Genomic DNA, 18,606 nt, shown 5'->3' with positions numbered 1-18,606 from the left:
AGTATTTAAGTCAGGTATAAAGGGGTAAAAAACCCCGGCCACAGGGGCCAGGGCTTTGATTCTCAGGCGGCCAATCTTACTTGTGAACGCCCAGTTTTTCGCGCCAGCCCGGGAACAGCTTGTCGGCATCCCACGGGAAGGATTCGAATGCGCGCGCGAACTCCTTGTGTTCTTTCGCGAATTCGATCGGATCGGCGCCTTCCTTCCAGCACTGGTAGGCCTGATCGAGGGACTTGCCGCCAGCGGCCGGACCATCGATGTGACCGAAAGAGCCACCACCACAGGTGTTGATCACGTTGGCGTGACCCAGGTTCTCGAAGAAGCCGATCAGACGCAGTGCGTTCATGCCGCCGGAGATGATCGGAGTGGTCGCCTTCATGCCGTACCACTTCTGATAGAAGTACGGACCCTGACACTCGTCACGCTCCAGCATGTAGGCCAGTACGCGCTCGTCTGAGTGACCTTCCATCTTGCCGTAGCCCATGGTGCCAGTATGAATACCGGACGCACCCTGCAGGCGAGCCAGCTTCATGTAGCACAGCGGATCCATGCCCATGGGGCTCTTGTAGGAGGTCAGCGCGCCGTGACCCGCCCGGTGAAAGTGCAGGAAGGTTTTCGGGAAGTAGTGACGTGCTGTCGCAACACCTGCTGGACCGGTTACGAAACCGTCCACCAGGAAGGCCACATGGTCTTCGTTGCCGTACTTGGCGAATTCGTTCAGGATGTATTCGCCACGAGCAATCATTTCGCCGAAGAAGTCGGCAGTGATGTTGGCAGAGAACAGCTTGGCCTCGCCAGTCTCCTGCTGAGCACGATCCATGGCTTCCGCAACCAGAGGGATAACCTTCTTCATGGGCGCGAAGGTCTGGTTGGCTTGCGGCTCGTCGTTCTTGATGAAGGTACCGCCCAGCCAGAAGTCGTAACAGGCTTTTGCGAACGGCTCGGGACGCAGACCCAGCTTCGGCTTGATGATGGTACCGGCGATGTAACCGCCATCCTTGGTGGGACGACCCAGTACGCGCCACATGTCTTCAATGTTGGTGGCAGGACCGTCGAAGTTTCTGACCATCACTTCCGGCAGGTAGAAGTCCAGCATGCGCAGACCCAGGTGGTCGCCCATACCCTGGTTGTTGCCCAGCACCAGCGACCACATGTGGGACACAGGGTGCTTGTCGTCGATCAGGTTGTGGTCGAACAGCTCAACCGGGTAAGCGATCTTGAGCAGACCACCCTGATCACCGAACGCGGTTTCGTCGATTTCGTAAACCAGCGCATCCACACCACGGGTAAAGTCGTCGGTAGTGGAAACCTCTACGTTGGTACCAGTGGAAGACTCGGCAGCGATGTGCGCAGCCACTTCCAGGAAGCCGTAGCCGGGTGCCGGCTTCATGCGGTAGGCCACCAGCATGTGGCGACCGCCGTTAATGAGATCTTCTTCTTTCAGATCCAGATTGGCATAGCGATTGGACTGATCCATGTTGGAACTCCCATAGTGTTTTTACAGATCTTCGGGACATCACCCGAGTGTGCAAAAACTATTCTATGGGGCGGCTCCGACCATGACAAATCAATATAAATTATGCGTGTTTAAGGCGATCCTCTATATATTTCATGATCATCTAATATTTTTCTGAAAAGCATTTTTTATCCACTATGCTTCAGCAGACGCCCGATCTGTTCATCCAGACCGGCGGCGGCCAGCTGCATGCGTTCGATCAGCAGGCGGCTAGCCAAAGAAATGGCCTTGCCTTCCGGCCACGCCAGATACCAGTGACGCATGACCGGAAAACCCTGCACATCCAGCACCACGATTTCGCCGGACTCGATCTCGTCGATCAGGGTCGGCAGCGAGGCCACGGTAACACCTAGGTTTTCCCGCAAGCCGAGACGAATGGCCTCGTTGCCCCCCAACACCATCTTCACATTGGGCTCAAAGCCATGCTCACGGAAAACATGCTCCACCTGCTTGCGAATACCCGACCCCTTCTCCCGCATCAGAAAGGGGGCTTCCGCCAGTGCTTCCAGCCTGATTCGCTTTTTTGTCTGCGCCAGCGGATTATCCCGGTGCGCCACCACAGCCAGCGGGTTGTTGGCCAGCAGATGGCTTTCCACGCGAAGACCTTCCGGCGGCTGGCCAAGAATGTAGAAGTCATCCACGTTCTGCTGAATGCGCGCCAGCAGCGTTTCACGGTTGCCCACCTCCATGACTACATTCACATCCGGATACTCTTCCAGAAAGGCGTGAATCACCTCCGGCACGAAATACTGCGCCGTGGACACTACAGACAGACGCACCGTACCACCTGCGACCCCGCGCAGTTCATTCACCCTTTCTTCCGCCAGCGCCAGCTGATCCAGGATGGACTCCGCCGCCTCGAGCATGATGCGCCCCACCTCGGTGAGATAAACCTTGCGGCCAATCTGCTCGAACAGCGGCTCCCCCACCGCTTCCGACAGTTTCTTCACCTGCATGGAAACAGTGGGCTGGGTCAGGTGAAGCCGCTCGGCGGCCTTGGAAAAACTGCCCTCGCGGGCGATGGCGACAAATACCTGCAGCTGACGCAGGGTGGCGTGGCGGACGAGATGGTCGGCTCTATAAGGCATTGGTCAGGTTCCGTGACAAGGGTGCAATCGCAGGTAGCATCAAGTCCAACTGGACTCAACTGCAAACTGCACTCAAGTTTATAAGCAAATATTAATATTTTTAATTCCACATTACTGGTAGGTCAATATAATGGGAAATCATAAGTTTGTTTTATCCAGTCATTGCTTCACATCCCTTTTCCCGGCTGGAAGTATGTATTTCTATCAATTATACGACGATCAGGAGGCACTTTATGGCCTGGCGCTTTCCCAAACTGACCCGCCGCACCTTTCTGAAGGGCACTGCAGCCGCTGCCGCCGCCACCGCGACCGGCACCGCCAGCGCGCACCTGCCCAGCAGCCTGGAAGACCTCATGTTCCCGGAAAAGAAGCGCGGCACGCTGAAAGAAGAGTTTCACCACACCATCTGCAACTTCTGCTCGTCCCTGTGCAATATCGAAGTGCGCACGCTCACAGATGGTGAACACAGCCGCATCGTCAAGCTGGAGGGCAACCCCTATTCCACCCTCAACCGCGGTCGCGCCTGCGCCCGTGGGCAGTCCGGCGTATTCCAGACCTACGACCCGGACCGCATCAAGACCCCCCTGATCCGCGTCGAGGGCAGCAAGCGCGGCGAGTGGAAATTCCGCAAGGCCACCTGGGACGAAGCCTGGGACTATATCGCCAAAAAATCCAAAGGCATCAAGCCGTGGGAATGGACCGTCGTCGGCGGATGGACCAACTGCGTGTACTACATGAACTGGTCCGTCTCTTTCGTGCTCAGCAACGAAATTCCCAATATCGTCGCCTCCCCCATGCAGCACTGCGTGACCACCGGTCACCTGGGTACCGACTCGGTCACCGGCAACTTCAATATTCACGATGAGGTGCTGCCGGATTTCGACAACGCCAAATACATCATGTATATCGCCAACAACGGCTCCATGGGTGCCGTCTCTACGCCGCGCGTGGTGCGCGCCGCCGAAGCCAAGCAGCGTGGCGCAAAAATCGTGGTGCTGGATCCGCGCCTGTCGGAAACCGCCGCCAAGGCGGACGAATGGGTGCGCATCCGCCCCGGCACCGACCTAGACTTCGCCACCGCCATGATGCGCACCATCATGGCCAACGACTGGTACGACGCCGAGTTCTGTAAAAAGCACACCAACCTGCCCTTCCTGATCGAAAAGGATGCCAACAACGAATGGCAACTGGTGAAGGATGCCGATGGCTACTATCTGGTGTATGACGCCATCCGCGCCGAAGTGCGTCCGGTCAAACCATTCCACAACCGCAACGACGAAGACATCAACGGCAACCGCATTGATCCGGCGCTGCGCCTGCCCAAAGGCGTGACCCACAACGGCAAGCCGGCCAAGACGGTATTTGAAGCCCAACTGGAAGAGGTGGACTTCTGCACTCCGGAATGGGCGGCAAAATCCACCGGCATTCCCGCCAAAGATATCGAGCGCATCGCATGGGAGTTCAGCCATATCAAGCCGGCCATTATCGACCCGGGCTGGATGGGTGCACGCTACAACAACATTCAGATGCTGCGCCGCGTGCAGGCACAGCTGCAGGCGCTCATCGGGGGTATCGACCGCAAGGGCGGCTGGGTGAACGGCGCCGAAGTGCGCGAAAAAGTCATGAAAATGTACGAAAAACAGGCCAAAGGCGAAGAGATCGAGCACCCGCTGGCCGAAATCGGCGCCATGCCGTTTGCCCAGATGGTGGTGGATGTGTTTGGCAACCCGAATACCTTCTCCCACGGCATGCCCGACCGCGGCTTTGCCTATGGCGCCATGCAGCGTGCCAAGGGCAACGACGACTGGGTCAGCCTGCCGGTGATGACCGACGTGGGTCTGCCCGAAGCGGTACGCGGCGAGCTGGAGTACAACGGCCGCAAGTACATGGCCAAGGCGTTCCTCATCAATGGCGCCAACCCCGTGCACCACTACTTCTCCGACAATCGCTGGAAAGATCTGCTCGCCCACGAAAACGTGGAGCTGGTCATCGCCATCGACGTCCTGCCCGCGGACACCTGCGCCTACGCCGATGTCATCCTGCCCAACTCCACCTATCTGGAGCGGGACGAGCCGGCCACCTACGGCAATGGTGTAAACCAGGATCTGGGCGTCACTACCCGCTTCCGCGCCATCGACCCCATCTACGACACCATGGAAGTCACCGACATCCTGGTAAAAATGAGCGAAATCCTCAATGGCAAGGAGGGCGTAAAGCGCTTTATCGAAACCGTGGACAAGCTGGTGGGCCTGGACGCCAACAAGGCTTGGCAATACTACGAAGAGATGGTCAAGGCCGGCAGTCATGCCCCCTGGCACGAAGCCTACCGTAAGCTCAGCATTGAAAAGACCGCCGAAAAACACGGCATGACGCCGGAAGAACTGGAAAAGGCGTTGCGCGAAAAAGGCGTGGTCTACTTCAAGACCATGGACGAACTGCTTGAAGAAGGCGCCATGCCGGAAAAAATGCCTGTGCCCACCGGCAGCGGGCGGCTGGAGTTCTTCTCCACCCTGTATGAAAGCATGCGTGTCAACGGACGCACCCGCGCGCCCAACTTCCATGTGCTCGCCAAGTGGTTCCCGGCCGGCGTGGAAGGTAACAAGCAGATCACTCGCCGCCTGAAGGACAACGAGTTCTTCTTCACCTACGGCAAGTCACCGACGGTATCCCACGGCTCCACCAACGCCAACAACCCGGTGCTGTATGCCATCAACAGCTTCAAGGAAGACATCTACACCGGCATCTGGATCCATCCGGACCGCGCGGCAAAGCTGGGGGTCAAGAACGGCGACCGTATCCGCCTCGTCAACAACGAGGACAACAGCCTGCAGGTGGAAGGCAACGCCTACGTCACCCGCAACGTGCAGCCGGAGACACTGTTCATGTACTCCTCCTTCGGCACCGAAAACAAGGCGCTCACCCGCGCCGCGGGCTTTGGTTCCGCCATCAACAAGGTGATCGGCTACAAGATCGACCCGGTGGTGGGCGGTTTCCGCTCGCAGGAGTTCACCGTCACCGTGGAAAAGGTATAAGGAGCGCATCATGGCACATTACGCAATGGTCATCGACCTGAACACCTGCACCGGCTGCAACGCCTGCATGGCCGCCTGTGCGATCGAAAACCAGACCCCCTTCTGGGACAACAAGTGGCGCACCAAGGTGCACGACCTCACCCGCGGCGACAGCGATGGCGACACCATGCGCATCTTCTTCCCGCGCCTGTGCAATCACTGCGACAACCCGCCCTGCGTCACCGTCTGCCCCACCGGCGCCACCTACAAGCTGGACAACGGCATCGTGGATGTGGACGACGAGATCTGCATGGGCTGCCAGGCGTGTACGCTGGCGTGCCCCTATGACGAACGCTACGCCATCGACTACGAGGACAACACCGCCAAGCGCGAGTGGTATGGCGAGGAAACACTGAAGAAAACTCGCCCGGGGGTGGACAAGTGCAACTTCTGCCGCGACCGCGTGGAAGATGGGCGCCTGCCCGCCTGTGTGGAAACCTGCGTGGGCAACAGCCGCATGTTCGCCGATCTGGACGATCCCAACGATCCGGTCACCCAACTGATCAAGTCCGGTCAGGCGCAGCCGCTGATGCCGCACCTGGGTACCAAGCCCAACGTGTACTACATCCCGGTGAAGCATCAGACCATTCACTTCGAACGCCATGAGTTCGACGGCATGGGCAAGGAAGGCGGTCTTGAACCCATGGGACCCAAGGGTGTGCCTGCCCGCAGCGACGAACAGCATGCCGAAGCCGCTGGGCCCTTTGACCCCGCCAGCCCCTTTGCTGCACTGAATCAGGCTTAAGGAGAATCGCCATGCCAAACATGTACTACTTTGGACAGGATCAATGGAACTGGATCATCGCCGTCTATCTGTTCCTCGGCGGCATGGGTGCGATGGTCATGGCCATCGCTACCTGGATCCATCGCTACCGCGCCTTCGGCCAGGACAACACCCGCCTCATGGTGTGGGGCAACTTCGCCGGCTTCGCCATGCTGGCACTGGGATCCGCCATGCTTTTCTACCACCTGCTGGATCATCTGGCCGTCTGGCGTGTGTTTATCGGCGTCTTCTACAAGCCGGATGCGTGGATCGCCTGGGGCACCTGGTCGATCGTGCTAGGCATGATCTGGGGCGTGGTTTATGCCATCGGCCACATGGAAACCCCCGGATTCCTCAGCTGGTGCCGTCTGTGGCGCTTCGCCAAGTGGTTCGGGCAGAAGTACGCCGCGCCGCTGGCGTGGGGGACCATCTTCATGTCGGTATTCACCGCCGTTTATACCGGCATGCTGCTGATGAGCTACCCGGCGGTGGATCTGTGGCACAACACCGGCATTCCGGTGCTGTTTACCGTCTCGGCCATCTCCACCGCGCTGGCGTTCATGCTCATTCTGCAAAAGCTATTCGTCCGCGACGGCAATACCGCCCTGAGCCACAGCTTCGAAAAGTGGGACACCTGGATGATCGGCATCGAGCTGCTGGTGGTGATGGCGCTGGGCTTCTATCTGGCCTACAACGCCCACGAAAACGCACGCGTCTCCTACGAGATCCTGTGGAACAATCCGTGGTGGGTGTATGGCTTTATCGGCCTCGGTCTGATCGCACCGTTCGTGCTCAACCTGATGGCGCTGCGCAAGTGGATTCCGGAAACCGCTGCGGTAGTGCTCTCCTCTGCCACGCTGGTGCTGCTGGGCGGCTACCTGCTGCGCCACTTCATTCTGCTGGCCGGCGTCTATGAACTGCCCTATACCCAGTTCTTTGCCACTCACTGACAACCTGCCCCACAAAATGTGGGGCATTTCACCGGCAAACATCGCCTAATGTATTCATTCAGTCTGTGCTGCGAGCTCATGGTTTCGGCGTCAAGTTGCTGTAACGCTTGCAGCTGACGCAGCAGAACTCGCTTCGCTCAAACAACTGCTGCGCTTTTCCGCTGCTGACGCTAACAGCAACTAATACGCCTCCACAAATCGCTGCGCACACAGACTGAATGCACATACAATCACAAAATGCCAGAACCTGTGACGCGCAACACAAGCTGAATGCTTATACAGCCCAATGGCACCACCAACCGGAATAGTCGGCTCATAACATCATGACAAATCAAGAACACAGCACCTCGAATGGAACCCAGACCGTGCAGGAGCTGCACCTGCTCGCCTCATTGCTGGGCGAACCCACTGAAGAGTCCCTGCCACTGCTGGAAGAGATTGCGCCACAATTGCCGTGGCTGAGTGATGCGGCGCTGGAACAGCTGCGGGAGACACCCTTGGAAGAATGGCAGGCCGAACACACGCGCCTGTTTATCAGTGGTCGCCCGCACACCGAGTGCGTGCCATTTGAATCCGTGTGGCGTGAAGGACAGATGATCGGCGAAAGCGCCATGGCGCTTAAGCGCCTTTATGATGCCTTTGGCTTCACTCCCGACGCAGAGTTGCCTGCCGACTTCCTCGGCAGCGAACTGGAGTGCCTGGCCTTTGCTCTAACCCACCACGCCGACAAGGAAGAAACGCTGGTGGAACTGCTGGAGCACCTGCATGGCTGGATCCCTAAATTCGCCAAGGCAGTGCGCATCCATGCCGAGCTGGAACTGTATCGCGACTGGGCAAAGCGACTGGAGGCGCTGTTTGCATGAGTGACTGGCAACTCGTTAAGGCCGACAGCCTGCAGGACGCGCAGCAAAAAATCGTTGCTGCTTTCAAAAGCATTCAGGCCGAGTCTTTCAATGATCCCCTGCTGGGCGGCTGGGGGCTGAATCCCAACCTAAAGGTGGAGGTGCGCGGCCTCAAGCGCATCGACGACTGGCTCACCGGCTTTGTTCTCACACCGTGGATGCTGGCGCAGCTCTACATCCCGCTGCAGGCACCCAAATGGCCACTTGACCCGGACTGGACGGCAGAAAAGCGGGAAAAGGAACCCTATGTGGTCATTGGTCCGCAGCAGCAGCTCGAATTCGGCGGCCAGCGCCTGCAGGCGTTTCTCAACTATCATCCGCAGCTGGGCCACTACTACCTGCAGCCACTGGTGCAATCCATGGCCCAATATGCCGACAATGCCGCCGCCTTCGAGGCGTGGGCCGGGGTAATCCGTTTCCGTCAGGAAACCTACGCACGCATTCTTGCCGAACAGGAAGAAAAAGAGAAAAAGGCACTGGAAAACGCCGAAAACGACGCCAAAGCCGTCTCCAGACGGGATTTTCTACGTCGCTGGCGCAGCTGAAAAAATCATCCCCGAAAAAAGTCGGGGACCCCCCTCCTACAGATTCCACTTGATCTCTTTGACCTGCCCGCCGTGCAGATCCGCTTCGGTCTGCGGCACCACCGCCTCGCGCTCGCGGCTGGCCAGAATCGCCGCCGCACCCACCTTGCGCGCCATCTCGCGGAACAGCTCGGCAATGCGGCTGTCCGGCTCGGCCACCACGGTAGGCTTGCCCGCATCCGTCTCCGCCTGAATGCGCCGATCCAGCGGCAGGGAACCGAGGAAGTTCACCAGATACTGCAACGACATCAACTGCGCGCCATCGTGACCGAAAATATGCTCCTCGTGGCCGCATTTGGGGCAGATGAACATGTTCATGTTCTCAATCACGCCCAATACCGGCACCCTCAGCTGCTTGAACATCTTCAGCCCCTTTTTCGCATCCAGCAGCGCGATCTCCTGCGGTGTCGAAACAACCACCGCACCAGCAATGGGGATCTGCTGAGTCAAGGTCAGGTGCACGTCACCCGTGCCCGGCGGCGTATCGATAATCAGATAGTCCACATTGTCCCACTGGGTCTGCCGCAGCAATGTTTGCAGGGCGCTGTGCAATTGCGCCCCGCGCCAGATCAGCGGCGCATCCTCGCGGTTGAGATGATTGGCTATACTGGCCACCTGCACCCCATGACCGATCACCGGCTTGATGCGATCACCCGCCACTTCGGGGCGCTGATCCTCCACGCCAAACATCTTCGCCTGACTGGGGCCATACAGATCAGCATCCAACACGCCCACGCGCGCCCCCTCCGCCGCCAATGCCAGCGCCAGATTGGCCGCCACCGTGGACTTGCCCACACCGCCCTTGGCCGAGGTCACCAGAATGATGTTCTTCACCCCTTCGATGGGCGGTTTGGGCACCGCTGGCGGGACCGTGGCTATATCAACATCCAGCGCAAGGGTGGGCGCCTGCTCACCCCATGCTTCATTGATCGCCGCCTGCAGGGCCGATGCAACGCCCTTTCCGGCATAGGGCAGGGTTAATTTCAGCATCTTACCCTCGTCATCCAGCGTGGCACCCAGCGCAGCGAAGCTGTCGCCCAGATAGGGGTCGTGAAGCCTTGTCAATACATCATCCATGCTCTTTCCCTTGTCTGATCTACCGCGCAGGCACGCGCATTCGCAAATTAAAAACGCCCGGCAAGCCGGGCGTTACAGGATTGCTGTAGTGACAGTTCAGGCCTTGTCACACTCGCCAGACCAGGCATTGCAGCTGACCTTGCCCTTCTTCCAAGGGGTGATCCACATCTGCCACAGGCTGGTGAGAATCATCACAGTGGAGGCCGCTGTATAGGCCAAACCGCCGATGATAGTGAACCAGGCAAAGCCGGGGTTCAGCTTGGTCAGCCACCAGGATGCGATGTCAATCACGAGGAACGCAAACGGCGTAAAGATCAGCGCAACCTTGACCCACCACTTGAAGCCCACGGCAAAGCTGAAGATAAAGCCGACAAACATGAAGATAAAGCTGATGCCGAACAGGTGAATATGCGACACCCGGGTCAGCTGGCTAATGGAGGCGCCGTGGTCCACTTCCGCCAGTTTCTTGGCCTCATCGTATTTGGCCACATTCGGCAGCGTGGGGGTGTGTGCATGACACATGGCACAGTGCTTCTGCATAATGCCATGAATCTTCGCATCCCATTCTTCCTTAGTGGCACCATTGTGCACCCACTTGATGATTTCCAGGCGCTCCGCCGGCGGCGCCTTGTCCTTCATGGAGCCATTCAGCTTGGCTTCAAGCTTGGAGTTGGAGCGATTGCCGTAATAGCTGTAAACGATATCATCCACGGAGAGACCGAACTTGCCGTCCGCCATCCCATGGGTCAACATGATCTGCAGGCCCGCCATCATCAAGCCCACACCGATGGCCATCAGATAACCGGTAAACAGCACCTTTACCGGCATGGCCAGGCTGGTAAGGTTAAGCCAACCAAGATTGTTGTTTTGCTCTGTCATGGATCGTGCACCCTGTTTGAATGAATGGATCTGAACCGTTGGTCGTTCAATCATGCACATGGGCGCCGACGCTGACCAACAGAATTTTTTTCTATTATTGAATAATGATATTTTATGAGCGCGTGGCACGCCCCACCCAGTCGCGGATGCGCTCAAGGCGCGCGCGCGCCACCGCCTCGCCAATGGCCTTGCCCTTCAGCCCCTGCGCCACAAAAGTCTGCGGCGAAACCGCGCGCACGCTCTCCACCAGCCCGGCCCACCAGTCCCGATAGGGATAAGGTGTCTGCTCAAAACCCAGTCGCCCTCGATAATCCGCTTCCGCCAGATCCAGCAGACGGGCAAAGATGTCAGGCTTACGATAGAGATCCACCCGCTGAAACAGGGTGGCGATGGCCTCGGGCGTCAACTTGCCTTCCGGCCCACGGTGAAAATCGCCGTGCCAGCGTGTCCCCTTCACCGCCAGTTCGTGCACGGCATTGGGCAGGCGATAGCGTGCACAGATGGCTTCGGTCAAGGGGACGCCGGCCTGCTCATGGCCGGGATGGTGCGGCCATTTTTCCCGTGGGGTCACCCCCTTGCCCACATCGTGCACCAGCGCGGCAAAGCGCAAGGCCACATCGTTGCGCAGCCGCGCGGCCTCCTCCACCACCATCAGCGTGTGTGTCAGCACATCTCCTTCGGGATGCCATTTGGGATGCTGCGGCACACCATCCAAGGCAGCGATTTCCGGCAGCAGGACTTTGAGCGCCCCCACCTCGTGCAGCACGCGGAAAAACACCTGCGGCGCGTCCGTGCGCAGCGCCTTTTCCATCTCTTTCCACACCCGCTCCGGGGTCAGCGCATTCAATTCACCGCTGGCGGCCATGCGTTCCATCAACGCCCGAGTTTCCGGCGCCAACCGGAAGCCGAACCGCGCCAGCTTGGCGGCAAAACGGGCCACCCGCAGCACACGCAGCGGATCTTCCACAAACGCATCGCTCACATGACGCAGGATGCGCCGTTCCAAATCCCGCCGCCCCCCATAAGGGTCGATGATTTCCCCCGTCTCCGGGTCCTGCGCCATGGCATTGATAGTGAGGTCCCGACGGCGAAGATCTTCTTCAAGCGTGACCTCGGGCGCTGCATGAAAGACAAAGCCGTGATACCCCTGCCCCTGCTTGCGTTCCGTGCGCGCCAGCGCATACTCCTCGCCCGTTTGCGGATGCAGGAACACCGGAAAGTCCTTGCCCACAGGTCGAAAGCCCTGCGCCAGCATCCACTCTGGCGTGGCGCCAACCACGACCCAGTCCCGCTCCCTGACCGGCAGGCCCAGCAGGGCGTCGCGCACGGCACCCCCTACGAGATAGGTTTTCGGTTCAGTCATGGTGCATCCGTCTAAACAAAAACGGCGTGCCTGTGCACGCCGTTCGCTTCACACAACCTGAAGCCCCGTTCACAAAAGCTCCCTGGGCAGTTCATTTAGATCCCGACCCGCTTCCTTGCGGAAGAAATTGTAGCGGTGGCGGATATCGTGGGGCGTCACATAGGTGCTCAGCGCCACCTCCACTTCTGTGGGCTTGAAGCCGAACTGCGTTTCAAAGTCCGCATTGTCCGCCAGGCGATCGCCATGCAGGGTGATCAGCTGCGCCGGGTGCAGCGACGACGGCGCCAGCGGCCCCAGCTTGAGCAGCAGCCGGGCATTGAGCGGGCAGGGTGAAAAGACAATCGGGCTTTCCACACCCATGATCTCGGCCACCTCCTGCGCCAGCTCCTTCAGCGTGAGGGTATCGTCACCCACCGCGGTCCAGCGCTGGCCAAAACTGGCCTTGTTGCGCACGCAATTTTTGATCAGACGCGCCAGATCCTTCACCCACAGAGGCTGAAAGCGATACTCGGCACCATACACCGGCACAAACGCCATGCGCTTGAGCTGATCGCGGTAGCGGCTGCTGTTATCGTCTCCCTCGCCGATCACCAGACTGGTACGGAAGGTAGTGGTCTGCGCCGACGGCACCGCATGCAGGGCCGCCTCCATTTCCGCCAGCTGCTTGGCCCAGCCGCCACCGGCCTGCGCATTGGCATCCAGATAGGACAGATGCAAAATGCGGCGGATACCCACCTTGGCTGCACTTTTCTGCAGCTGCTTCGCCAGCGCGGGGAAGTCCTCGGGCGCAATGGCCTCCAGCGTATCGGACTGATCAACGGTCAGGTTGAGCAGCATGGTGTGCCCTTCCAAGGCCTCCCGCGTGCTCAAATCATCCAGCGGCGTCCAGCCACGCACACGGGTATTGGGCAGAAGGGAAATATCACGATAGCGCTCGGGGCGACGCACGTAGCAGGTCAGCTCATAACCGGCGTGTGCCAGCTCATACATCACTTCGCGACCGATAAAGCCACTGCCGCCAAATACGGCGATTCGGTTTCCAAGGCGCATTTCAGCGTCTCCTTAAACAGGGTATTCCGTGCATCTTATGAACTGTTCCGGAACAGGTCAAGCCGCAGGGCGGTAACTTATCCCCCCATTAGCGCGACTTATTTGTATCGCAGATCAACCATCACCATAATGAAAAGACTCAGGCGAGGATACGACAATGCAAGCCATCAGCACTTTCTTCCAGGATCTCAGGGACGTGGTCGTCAACCTCTGGTTGCGCGACCCGAAGGAAAAGCCCGTCTATATCAACGATGTGGCCGTGCGCATTCGCGCCGGCATTCTGCTGTTTATCCCCATCTACATGGCTTTCACCCTGTGGGATGCCATCTACGGCAGCCACTGGATCGTGGACGGCAATACCGCCGTGGATACCATGGATACCGACTGGGACGGCAACATCATTTATGCGGTGCAGGCCATCAAGCGCACCTACGACTATTCACTGCAGACCTGGCTGCTGCTCTACGCCCTGTTTGAAATGCTCGCCGGCATGACCGTCACCACCTCGCGCCTCTCCCCCACCATCTACATCGCCAGCCTGCTGGCGAAACGCCGTCCGCCCGAATGGAAGCCGCTGGTGCCCAAGCGCTTCGCCTGGACGCTCGGCGCCACCTTTATCGCCGTGTGTCTAGTATTCTTCAATCCGGAAGTCTTCGCCCACTGGGTCAACGACCTGACTGGCGAAAAGCTGCTGCCCACCACCGAGCAGTACATGCCCTACTGGATTCCGCTGACGCTGGTGTGGGTCTGCCTCGGCTTCATGTGGATAGAAACCGTGCTGGGCTTCTGCGTCGGCTGTCAGATTCACAAACTGCTGGTTAAGGTGGGCATCTTCAAGGAAGAGTGCGAAGCCTGCAACAACATCGACTGGGACGCCATCGCCCGCCGCAAGGCGGAACGGGACGCCCAACAGTCCGGCTAACGTCGCTGCCTGAAGCCTGCCCGTAGCGCGCAGCCACCGGGGTGGCAGTTTACCCGCCGCCCCAACGGCAACAAGCCAGCCTGCTTGTCGCCCCCCCTGCAATGGCACGCCAATGCCGCCGGATCGGAAGCGCTGAGCTGTTACAGAGGCGCTCCAGCCGCTAAAATAGGCCGCACATTCATTTCAAGGAGCGGCCTTCATGCAGGTTTCCGCCTACAAAAGCCCCAAAACCGAGGAACTCTATCTCTACATCCCTGCCGGAACGGCCATTGAAGACCTGCCGGATGAACTGCTGGTGTTCTTCGGCGAGCCGCAGCACGTCATCGACTTCGAGCTCACGCCCGAGCGCCGCATGCCGCGCGCCAATCCTGTCGAGGTGCTGGAGAGCATTCAGAGCAAGGGCTACTACATTCAGACGCCGCCTTCGGAAAAGGAAAAGGTGGCCGACATCACCCTGCCCGATCTTTCCTTTGACCGCGCACCCGACTGATTTCCGACCGTAATGCTCGGAAATCGGTAAAATAGTGGCGCACTGATTAACCAAAACACTGGAGGAATCAACAATGGCCTTTACACTGCCTGACCTGCCTTACGACTACGACGCACTGGAGCGCAGCATCGACGCGCGTACCATGGAAATCCATCACACCAAGCACCACGGTGCCTATGTTGCCAACCTGAACAACGCCATTGCCGGCACCGAGCTGGAAGACAAGTCACTGGAAGAGCTGCTGGCCATGGCCTCCAAGGTGCCCGCCGCCGTGCGCAACAATGGTGGCGGCCACTGGAACCACACCTTCTTCTGGGAAATCATGGGCCCGGACGGCGGCGGCGAACCCAAGGGTGAGCTGAAGGACGCCATTAACGACACCTTCGAAGGCTTCGACAACTTCAAGCAGCAGCTCATTCAGGCCGGCCTGGGGCGCTTCGGCTCCGGCTGGGCGTGGCTGGTGATGGATAACAATGGCCAACTGGCCATCACCTCCACCCCCAACCAGGACAACCCGCTGATGGATGTGGCCGAAGTGAAAGGCACGCCGATCCTGGGTGTGGATGTGTGGGAACACGCCTACTATCTGCGCTACCAGAACCGCCGCCCCGACTACCTGCAGGCCTGGTGGGACGTGGTTAACTGGGACAAGGTGGAAGAAAACTTCCGCGCCGCACGGGGCTGATCGGCCAGGGCGCGTAGTCGCGATGGTAGGCGCTTGCCGCAACGGATCCAACCCTTCGGCACACGCCGTGCCCAGCCGACAAAAAGTCGCCGCGGAGGCGGCTTTTTTCTTATACTAATTTGATGAAATCCCTCACTTTTAACGATCGAAGCCTCCACCTGGGGGCTGTGACGCTGATGGTGCTCGCCAGCACCATCGCCGCACTGGTCTATCAGCAGGACATTCACCTCTATCAGACGCAGCAGCGCCAGCAGACGCAGATTCTTGCACGCAACACCGCCGCCAGCATCGACTACACACTAAGCCGCCACGCCACCGTGCTGCGCGCCTTCGCCAGCGACCACCACCAGGCGCTGACCGAGCTGGTGCGCGCCCCCGAAAACACCGCCCTGCAACACGACCTGCGTAAGCGCCTGCAGCGCTACATGCCCGGTCTTTTCGGCTTCAGCATCGTGGACGGGCGCACGGGTCGATTCATCCTGCAGGACGATCTGTTCGAAGGCTTCATCGATCAGGTGTGCGTGTCGGACATCCGCAAGCTGATCGAAACGGGCCGCCATCCCGTCCGCGTGCACCCCAACCCGATCCGCTACCACTATGACCTGGTGGTCCCGGCGCAGCTCGGCGGCAAGCCCTATTATCTGTTTGCCAGCTACACGCTCACGCCGTTCATCACCCTGCTGAAAAACCATCAGATACCGGGGCATTCGCTCTACATCGTGCGCCGCTCGCCGCAGGGCTGGCTCATCGAGATGACCGCCGACCACGACCGCCTGAATCTTTTCAACGCCCACAAGCCAGTCTTTCTGTCGCCCGATCTGACCGCAGAGGCGGTGTTCGCCCCCATTCCCGGCACCCTATGGCAGGTGGCCTCAGTCGTCGACCGGCAGCGGCTGATCGACTTCAAGCGCAAGAGCGCCGTCCATGTGCTGGCCTTCTGGGGCTTTATCACCCTCACCATCGTCGTGCTCACCCTGATGCTGCAACAGCGCCTGCGCCAGATTCGGCGCCAGCAGCTCCAGCTGAATGAAGCCCTGCGGGCGCTGCAGGAGAAAAGCGATCAACTCGCCCTGCAGGCCAAGACGGACGGGCTCACGGGGCTGGCCAACCGCCGCGCCTTTGACGAGGCCCTGCGGCGGGAGTGGTATCGGGGCGCGCGCAATCAGACACCGCTGAGCCTGATCATGATCGACATCGACCACTTCAAGCGCTGGAACGACACCCTCGGTCATCTCGCCGGGGACGACATCCTCAGAAGTGTCGCTGCCACCCTGCGTCAGCAGGTCAAGCGCCAGACGGATCTGGTGGCGCGCTACGGCGGCGAGGAACTGGCTGTCCTGCTGCCGGAAACGCCACACGACGCCGCCTGCGCACTGGCCGAACGTATCCGTCAAGCGGTGGAAGCGCTCGACAAGAAAAACGTCACGGTGCCAAATGGTCACCTGACCGTCAGCATTGGCGTGTGCACCTGCATTCCCGACCCGGATCTGCCGCCCGACACCACGCTGATCGCCTGTGCAGATGAAGCCCTGTACCGCACCAAGGAAGGCGGGCGCAACCGTGTGGAATGCAATCACCCGCCCAAATGCCAGGATGCAGAGCAGAGCAGCACCGCTCAATCCGAATGATGGGTCCCGGCGCACGCCGCACGCCCTTGTGTGCGTGCGGCTGTTAAAATACCCCCTCCCACTGCATAAAAGCCGCAACACCATGTCAAACGCACAACTCATTCTGCTGGATAAACGCAATCAGCCCCTCAAGGACTACCTCGTCGCCGTGGCGGCCTCCGACGGTCTCACCCTACGCGGGGTGGAAATCATGGCCTCACCCGCCAAGGGGGAAACCGCCCTGCTGAAGGGGCAGGTACTCATTCCACCACTGGAAGCCTACGACTTCGACCTGAAAAAGCTGCTCGACGCCACGCTGGCCACCATCCAGCTGGAGGAAGACACCGTTGTTTCGGTCGATCAGTTTATCGAGCGCGCCAGCGAGGATGACGCCGTGCGCGAGGCACTGAAGCGTTCCCTGCCCCGTCTGCGTCAGGCGCTGGAAAAGCTGCTCAAGGAATTTGTCAAAAACGAAGCGGTGGAGCTGATCCGCCAGCGCCGTATCGATGCGCTCTACAAGCTCAAGCAGCTCAACGACGAACTCAAAGGCAAGAACATCGTCTGCATCGACATCGAAGCCACCGACGTCTCCACCAAACCGGAAGCCGACATCATTCAGGTCTCCATCTGCGACGCCGATGGCAACGAGGTGCTCAACCAGCTCATCAACCCGGGCTACGACATCCCGGAAAACGAAAAGCACAACATCACCACCGAGATGGTGGCCGATGCCCCCTACGCAACACAAGCGTGGGACGCCATCCACAACGCCCTGCTGAACGCCGACATCGTGCTCGCCTACAGCACGGAGAGCGATTTCGCCTATCTGGAAAACACCGCCAGCAAGAAACAGCTGCCGTTCGAGCTGGACTACAACACCTGGCTGGACGTGGCCGAGCTGGCCCGCGACCTGATCGGCGCCATGCGCTGGCACTCCGAGCGCATGTACTGGTTCTTCAAGACCCCCAAGCTTACCGACGCCTACGAGAAAATCGTCGCTGAGCCGTTTCCCGGTGATGCCCACGATGCGCTGGACGATGCCCGCGCCACCATGACCCTGTTTAAGGCCATGCTGGAAAAGGGGCGCGCCAGCGATGTGGCACCCAAGCCGAAAAAAGAGAAGAAAAAGGCCGAGCCGGTCAGCAACAACCTGCTGGCCATGGCCTTTGCCCAGGCCAAACAGAAAGCGAAATCATGAGCTACAAGGATCGCGAAACCCTCTCGCCCGGCACCGAGCTGGATACAGACACCCTCATCGCCGAACTCAAATGGGACAACAACGGGCTGGTGGCCGCCATTGCGCAGCAATACGACAGCAAAGACGTGCTCATGCTGGCGTGGATGAACGAAACCGCCCTGCGTGAAACGCTGCAAACAGGCCGTGCCTGCTACTGGTCCCGCTCCCGCGGCAAGCTGTGGCGCAAGGGCGAAGAATCCGGGCAGGTTCAGCTTCTGAAAGAGATCCGCATCGACTGCGACGGCGACACCCTGCTGCTGCTGGTGGATCAGACCGGCCCCGCCTGCCACACCGGCCGCCGCAGCTGCTTCTACACCCGCCTCTATCCCGAGCCGGCGCAGATCCTCACAGCCCCGCTCATTGACCCGGCCACGCTATACAGTAAATAGACAAACTGATAACATAATTCCAACCCTACAAAA

General features: G+C 59.4%; 17 protein-coding genes. 11 read left to right on the top strand and 6 right to left on the bottom strand.

Going from position 1 to position 18,606, the window contains the following annotated elements; genetic code table 11:
* Nucleotides 1-76: 76 nt before the first annotated feature.
* Both BUQ81_RS01010 and BUQ81_RS01005 read right to left on the bottom strand, forming a co-directional pair.
* Nucleotides 77-1,477, bottom strand: coding sequence for a ribulose-bisphosphate carboxylase (locus tag BUQ81_RS01010; RefSeq protein ID WP_074200542.1), 1,401 nt, complete (start codon nucleotides 1,475-1,477; stop codon nucleotides 77-79).
* Between the two features lie 167 nt (nucleotides 1,478-1,644).
* Nucleotides 1,645-2,604 carry a LysR family transcriptional regulator gene (locus BUQ81_RS01005; protein WP_074200541.1) on the bottom strand — a complete coding sequence of 320 codons (960 nt, stop codon included), beginning with the start codon at nucleotides 2,602-2,604 and terminating at the stop codon, nucleotides 1,645-1,647.
* Between the two features lie 233 nt (nucleotides 2,605-2,837).
* Between BUQ81_RS01005 and BUQ81_RS01000 the strand changes: the two genes are divergently transcribed.
* From BUQ81_RS01000 to hybE, 5 genes are all read left to right on the top strand, one after another.
* Complete coding sequence (locus BUQ81_RS01000) at nucleotides 2,838-5,636, top strand: molybdopterin-dependent oxidoreductase (RefSeq protein ID WP_074200540.1); 2,799 nt, start codon at nucleotides 2,838-2,840, stop codon at nucleotides 5,634-5,636.
* A 10-nt stretch (nucleotides 5,637-5,646) separates the two neighbouring features.
* The gene (locus BUQ81_RS00995; protein WP_074200539.1) at nucleotides 5,647-6,420 is read left to right on the top strand and encodes a 4Fe-4S dicluster domain-containing protein; all 774 of its coding nucleotides are present in this window, start codon (nucleotides 5,647-5,649) and stop codon (nucleotides 6,418-6,420) included.
* 11 nt (nucleotides 6,421-6,431) lie between these two features.
* Nucleotides 6,432-7,388: an NrfD/PsrC family molybdoenzyme membrane anchor subunit gene (nrfD, locus tag BUQ81_RS00990; protein ID WP_074200538.1), complete on the top strand. Its 957-nt coding sequence runs from the start codon at nucleotides 6,432-6,434 to the stop codon at nucleotides 7,386-7,388.
* A gap of 323 nt (nucleotides 7,389-7,711) precedes the next feature.
* Nucleotides 7,712-8,251 (top strand): TorD/DmsD family molecular chaperone, encoded by a 540-nt coding sequence (locus BUQ81_RS00985; RefSeq protein WP_074200537.1) that lies wholly within the window; start codon nucleotides 7,712-7,714, stop codon nucleotides 8,249-8,251.
* Nucleotides 8,248-8,835 (top strand): [NiFe]-hydrogenase assembly chaperone HybE, encoded by a 588-nt coding sequence (gene hybE / locus BUQ81_RS00980; protein ID WP_074200536.1) that lies wholly within the window; start codon nucleotides 8,248-8,250, stop codon nucleotides 8,833-8,835. The genes BUQ81_RS00985 and hybE overlap by 4 nt, the downstream gene beginning before the upstream one ends.
* A gap of 36 nt (nucleotides 8,836-8,871) precedes the next feature.
* Here the strand turns inward: hybE and apbC are convergent, their stop codons facing one another.
* The 4 genes from apbC to BUQ81_RS00960 all read right to left on the bottom strand — a co-directional run bounded on the left by apbC (nucleotide 8,872) and on the right by BUQ81_RS00960 (nucleotide 13,243).
* Nucleotides 8,872-9,951 carry an iron-sulfur cluster carrier protein ApbC gene (gene apbC / locus BUQ81_RS00975; protein WP_074200535.1) on the bottom strand — a complete coding sequence of 360 codons (1,080 nt, stop codon included), beginning with the start codon at nucleotides 9,949-9,951 and terminating at the stop codon, nucleotides 8,872-8,874.
* A 96-nt stretch (nucleotides 9,952-10,047) separates the two neighbouring features.
* A complete protein-coding gene (locus BUQ81_RS00970) occupies nucleotides 10,048-10,830 on the bottom strand; it encodes an elongation factor-1 alpha (RefSeq protein WP_074200534.1) in 783 nt (260 codons plus the stop codon).
* A gap of 112 nt (nucleotides 10,831-10,942) precedes the next feature.
* Nucleotides 10,943-12,193, bottom strand: coding sequence for a multifunctional CCA addition/repair protein (locus tag BUQ81_RS00965; protein ID WP_074200533.1), 1,251 nt, complete (start codon nucleotides 12,191-12,193; stop codon nucleotides 10,943-10,945).
* A gap of 69 nt (nucleotides 12,194-12,262) precedes the next feature.
* On the bottom strand, nucleotides 12,263-13,243 hold the full coding sequence (locus BUQ81_RS00960) for an NAD(P)H-binding protein (RefSeq protein ID WP_074200532.1): 981 nt from the start codon (nucleotides 13,241-13,243) through the stop codon (nucleotides 12,263-12,265).
* Between the two features lie 157 nt (nucleotides 13,244-13,400).
* Between BUQ81_RS00960 and BUQ81_RS00955 the strand changes: the two genes are divergently transcribed.
* The 6 genes from BUQ81_RS00955 (at nucleotide 13,401) to hisI (ending at nucleotide 18,573) form a co-directional block, all read left to right on the top strand.
* The gene (locus BUQ81_RS00955; protein ID WP_074200531.1) at nucleotides 13,401-14,165 is read left to right on the top strand and encodes a DUF4395 domain-containing protein; all 765 of its coding nucleotides are present in this window, start codon (nucleotides 13,401-13,403) and stop codon (nucleotides 14,163-14,165) included.
* Between the two features lie 199 nt (nucleotides 14,166-14,364).
* Nucleotides 14,365-14,655 (top strand): YcgL domain-containing protein, encoded by a 291-nt coding sequence (locus tag BUQ81_RS00950; protein ID WP_074200530.1) that lies wholly within the window; start codon nucleotides 14,365-14,367, stop codon nucleotides 14,653-14,655.
* Between the two features lie 73 nt (nucleotides 14,656-14,728).
* Nucleotides 14,729-15,340: a superoxide dismutase gene (locus BUQ81_RS00945; RefSeq protein ID WP_074200529.1), complete on the top strand. Its 612-nt coding sequence runs from the start codon at nucleotides 14,729-14,731 to the stop codon at nucleotides 15,338-15,340.
* A 122-nt stretch (nucleotides 15,341-15,462) separates the two neighbouring features.
* Nucleotides 15,463-16,968: a sensor domain-containing diguanylate cyclase gene (locus BUQ81_RS00940; protein WP_084188168.1), complete on the top strand. Its 1,506-nt coding sequence runs from the start codon at nucleotides 15,463-15,465 to the stop codon at nucleotides 16,966-16,968.
* Nucleotides 16,969-17,050: 82 nt separating this feature from the next.
* Nucleotides 17,051-18,145 carry a 3'-5' exonuclease gene (locus BUQ81_RS00935; protein WP_074200527.1) on the top strand — a complete coding sequence of 365 codons (1,095 nt, stop codon included), beginning with the start codon at nucleotides 17,051-17,053 and terminating at the stop codon, nucleotides 18,143-18,145.
* Complete coding sequence (gene hisI / locus BUQ81_RS00930) at nucleotides 18,142-18,573, top strand: phosphoribosyl-AMP cyclohydrolase (RefSeq protein ID WP_074200526.1); 432 nt, start codon at nucleotides 18,142-18,144, stop codon at nucleotides 18,571-18,573. Before BUQ81_RS00935 ends, hisI begins: the two co-directional genes overlap by 4 nt.
* Nucleotides 18,574-18,606: the final 33 nt, after the last annotated feature.

Source organism: Sulfurivirga caldicuralii, from assembly GCF_900141795.1.
Classification (GTDB): Bacteria; Pseudomonadota; Gammaproteobacteria; order Thiomicrospirales; family Thiomicrospiraceae; genus Sulfurivirga; species Sulfurivirga caldicuralii.
The sequence above is the reverse complement of the archived record's forward strand: the minus strand, read 5'-3'. Positions and strand labels throughout refer to the sequence as shown.

Excerpts from the sequence above, each read along its gene's own strand:
- BUQ81_RS01010 (WP_074200542.1), bottom strand. The coding sequence starts at position 1,477 with ATGGATCAGTCCAATCGCTATGCCAATCTGGATCTGAAAGAAGAAGAT.
- BUQ81_RS01005 (WP_074200541.1), bottom strand. The coding sequence starts at position 2,604 with ATGCCTTATAGAGCCGACCATCTCGTCCGCCACGCCACCCTGCGTCAG.
- BUQ81_RS01000 (WP_074200540.1), top strand. The coding sequence starts at position 2,838 with ATGGCCTGGCGCTTTCCCAAACTGACCCGCCGCACCTTTCTGAAGGGC.
- BUQ81_RS00995 (WP_074200539.1), top strand. The coding sequence starts at position 5,647 with ATGGCACATTACGCAATGGTCATCGACCTGAACACCTGCACCGGCTGC.
- nrfD (WP_074200538.1), top strand. The coding sequence starts at position 6,432 with ATGCCAAACATGTACTACTTTGGACAGGATCAATGGAACTGGATCATC.
- BUQ81_RS00985 (WP_074200537.1), top strand. The coding sequence starts at position 7,712 with ATGACAAATCAAGAACACAGCACCTCGAATGGAACCCAGACCGTGCAG.
- hybE (WP_074200536.1), top strand. The coding sequence starts at position 8,248 with ATGAGTGACTGGCAACTCGTTAAGGCCGACAGCCTGCAGGACGCGCAG.
- apbC (WP_074200535.1), bottom strand. The coding sequence starts at position 9,951 with ATGGATGATGTATTGACAAGGCTTCACGACCCCTATCTGGGCGACAGC.
- BUQ81_RS00970 (WP_074200534.1), bottom strand. The coding sequence starts at position 10,830 with ATGACAGAGCAAAACAACAATCTTGGTTGGCTTAACCTTACCAGCCTG.
- BUQ81_RS00965 (WP_074200533.1), bottom strand. The coding sequence starts at position 12,193 with ATGACTGAACCGAAAACCTATCTCGTAGGGGGTGCCGTGCGCGACGCC.
- BUQ81_RS00960 (WP_074200532.1), bottom strand. The coding sequence starts at position 13,243 with ATGCGCCTTGGAAACCGAATCGCCGTATTTGGCGGCAGTGGCTTTATC.
- BUQ81_RS00955 (WP_074200531.1), top strand. The coding sequence starts at position 13,401 with ATGCAAGCCATCAGCACTTTCTTCCAGGATCTCAGGGACGTGGTCGTC.
- BUQ81_RS00950 (WP_074200530.1), top strand. The coding sequence starts at position 14,365 with ATGCAGGTTTCCGCCTACAAAAGCCCCAAAACCGAGGAACTCTATCTC.
- BUQ81_RS00945 (WP_074200529.1), top strand. The coding sequence starts at position 14,729 with ATGGCCTTTACACTGCCTGACCTGCCTTACGACTACGACGCACTGGAG.
- BUQ81_RS00940 (WP_084188168.1), top strand. The coding sequence starts at position 15,463 with ATGAAATCCCTCACTTTTAACGATCGAAGCCTCCACCTGGGGGCTGTG.
- BUQ81_RS00935 (WP_074200527.1), top strand. The coding sequence starts at position 17,051 with ATGTCAAACGCACAACTCATTCTGCTGGATAAACGCAATCAGCCCCTC.
- hisI (WP_074200526.1), top strand. The coding sequence starts at position 18,142 with ATGAGCTACAAGGATCGCGAAACCCTCTCGCCCGGCACCGAGCTGGAT.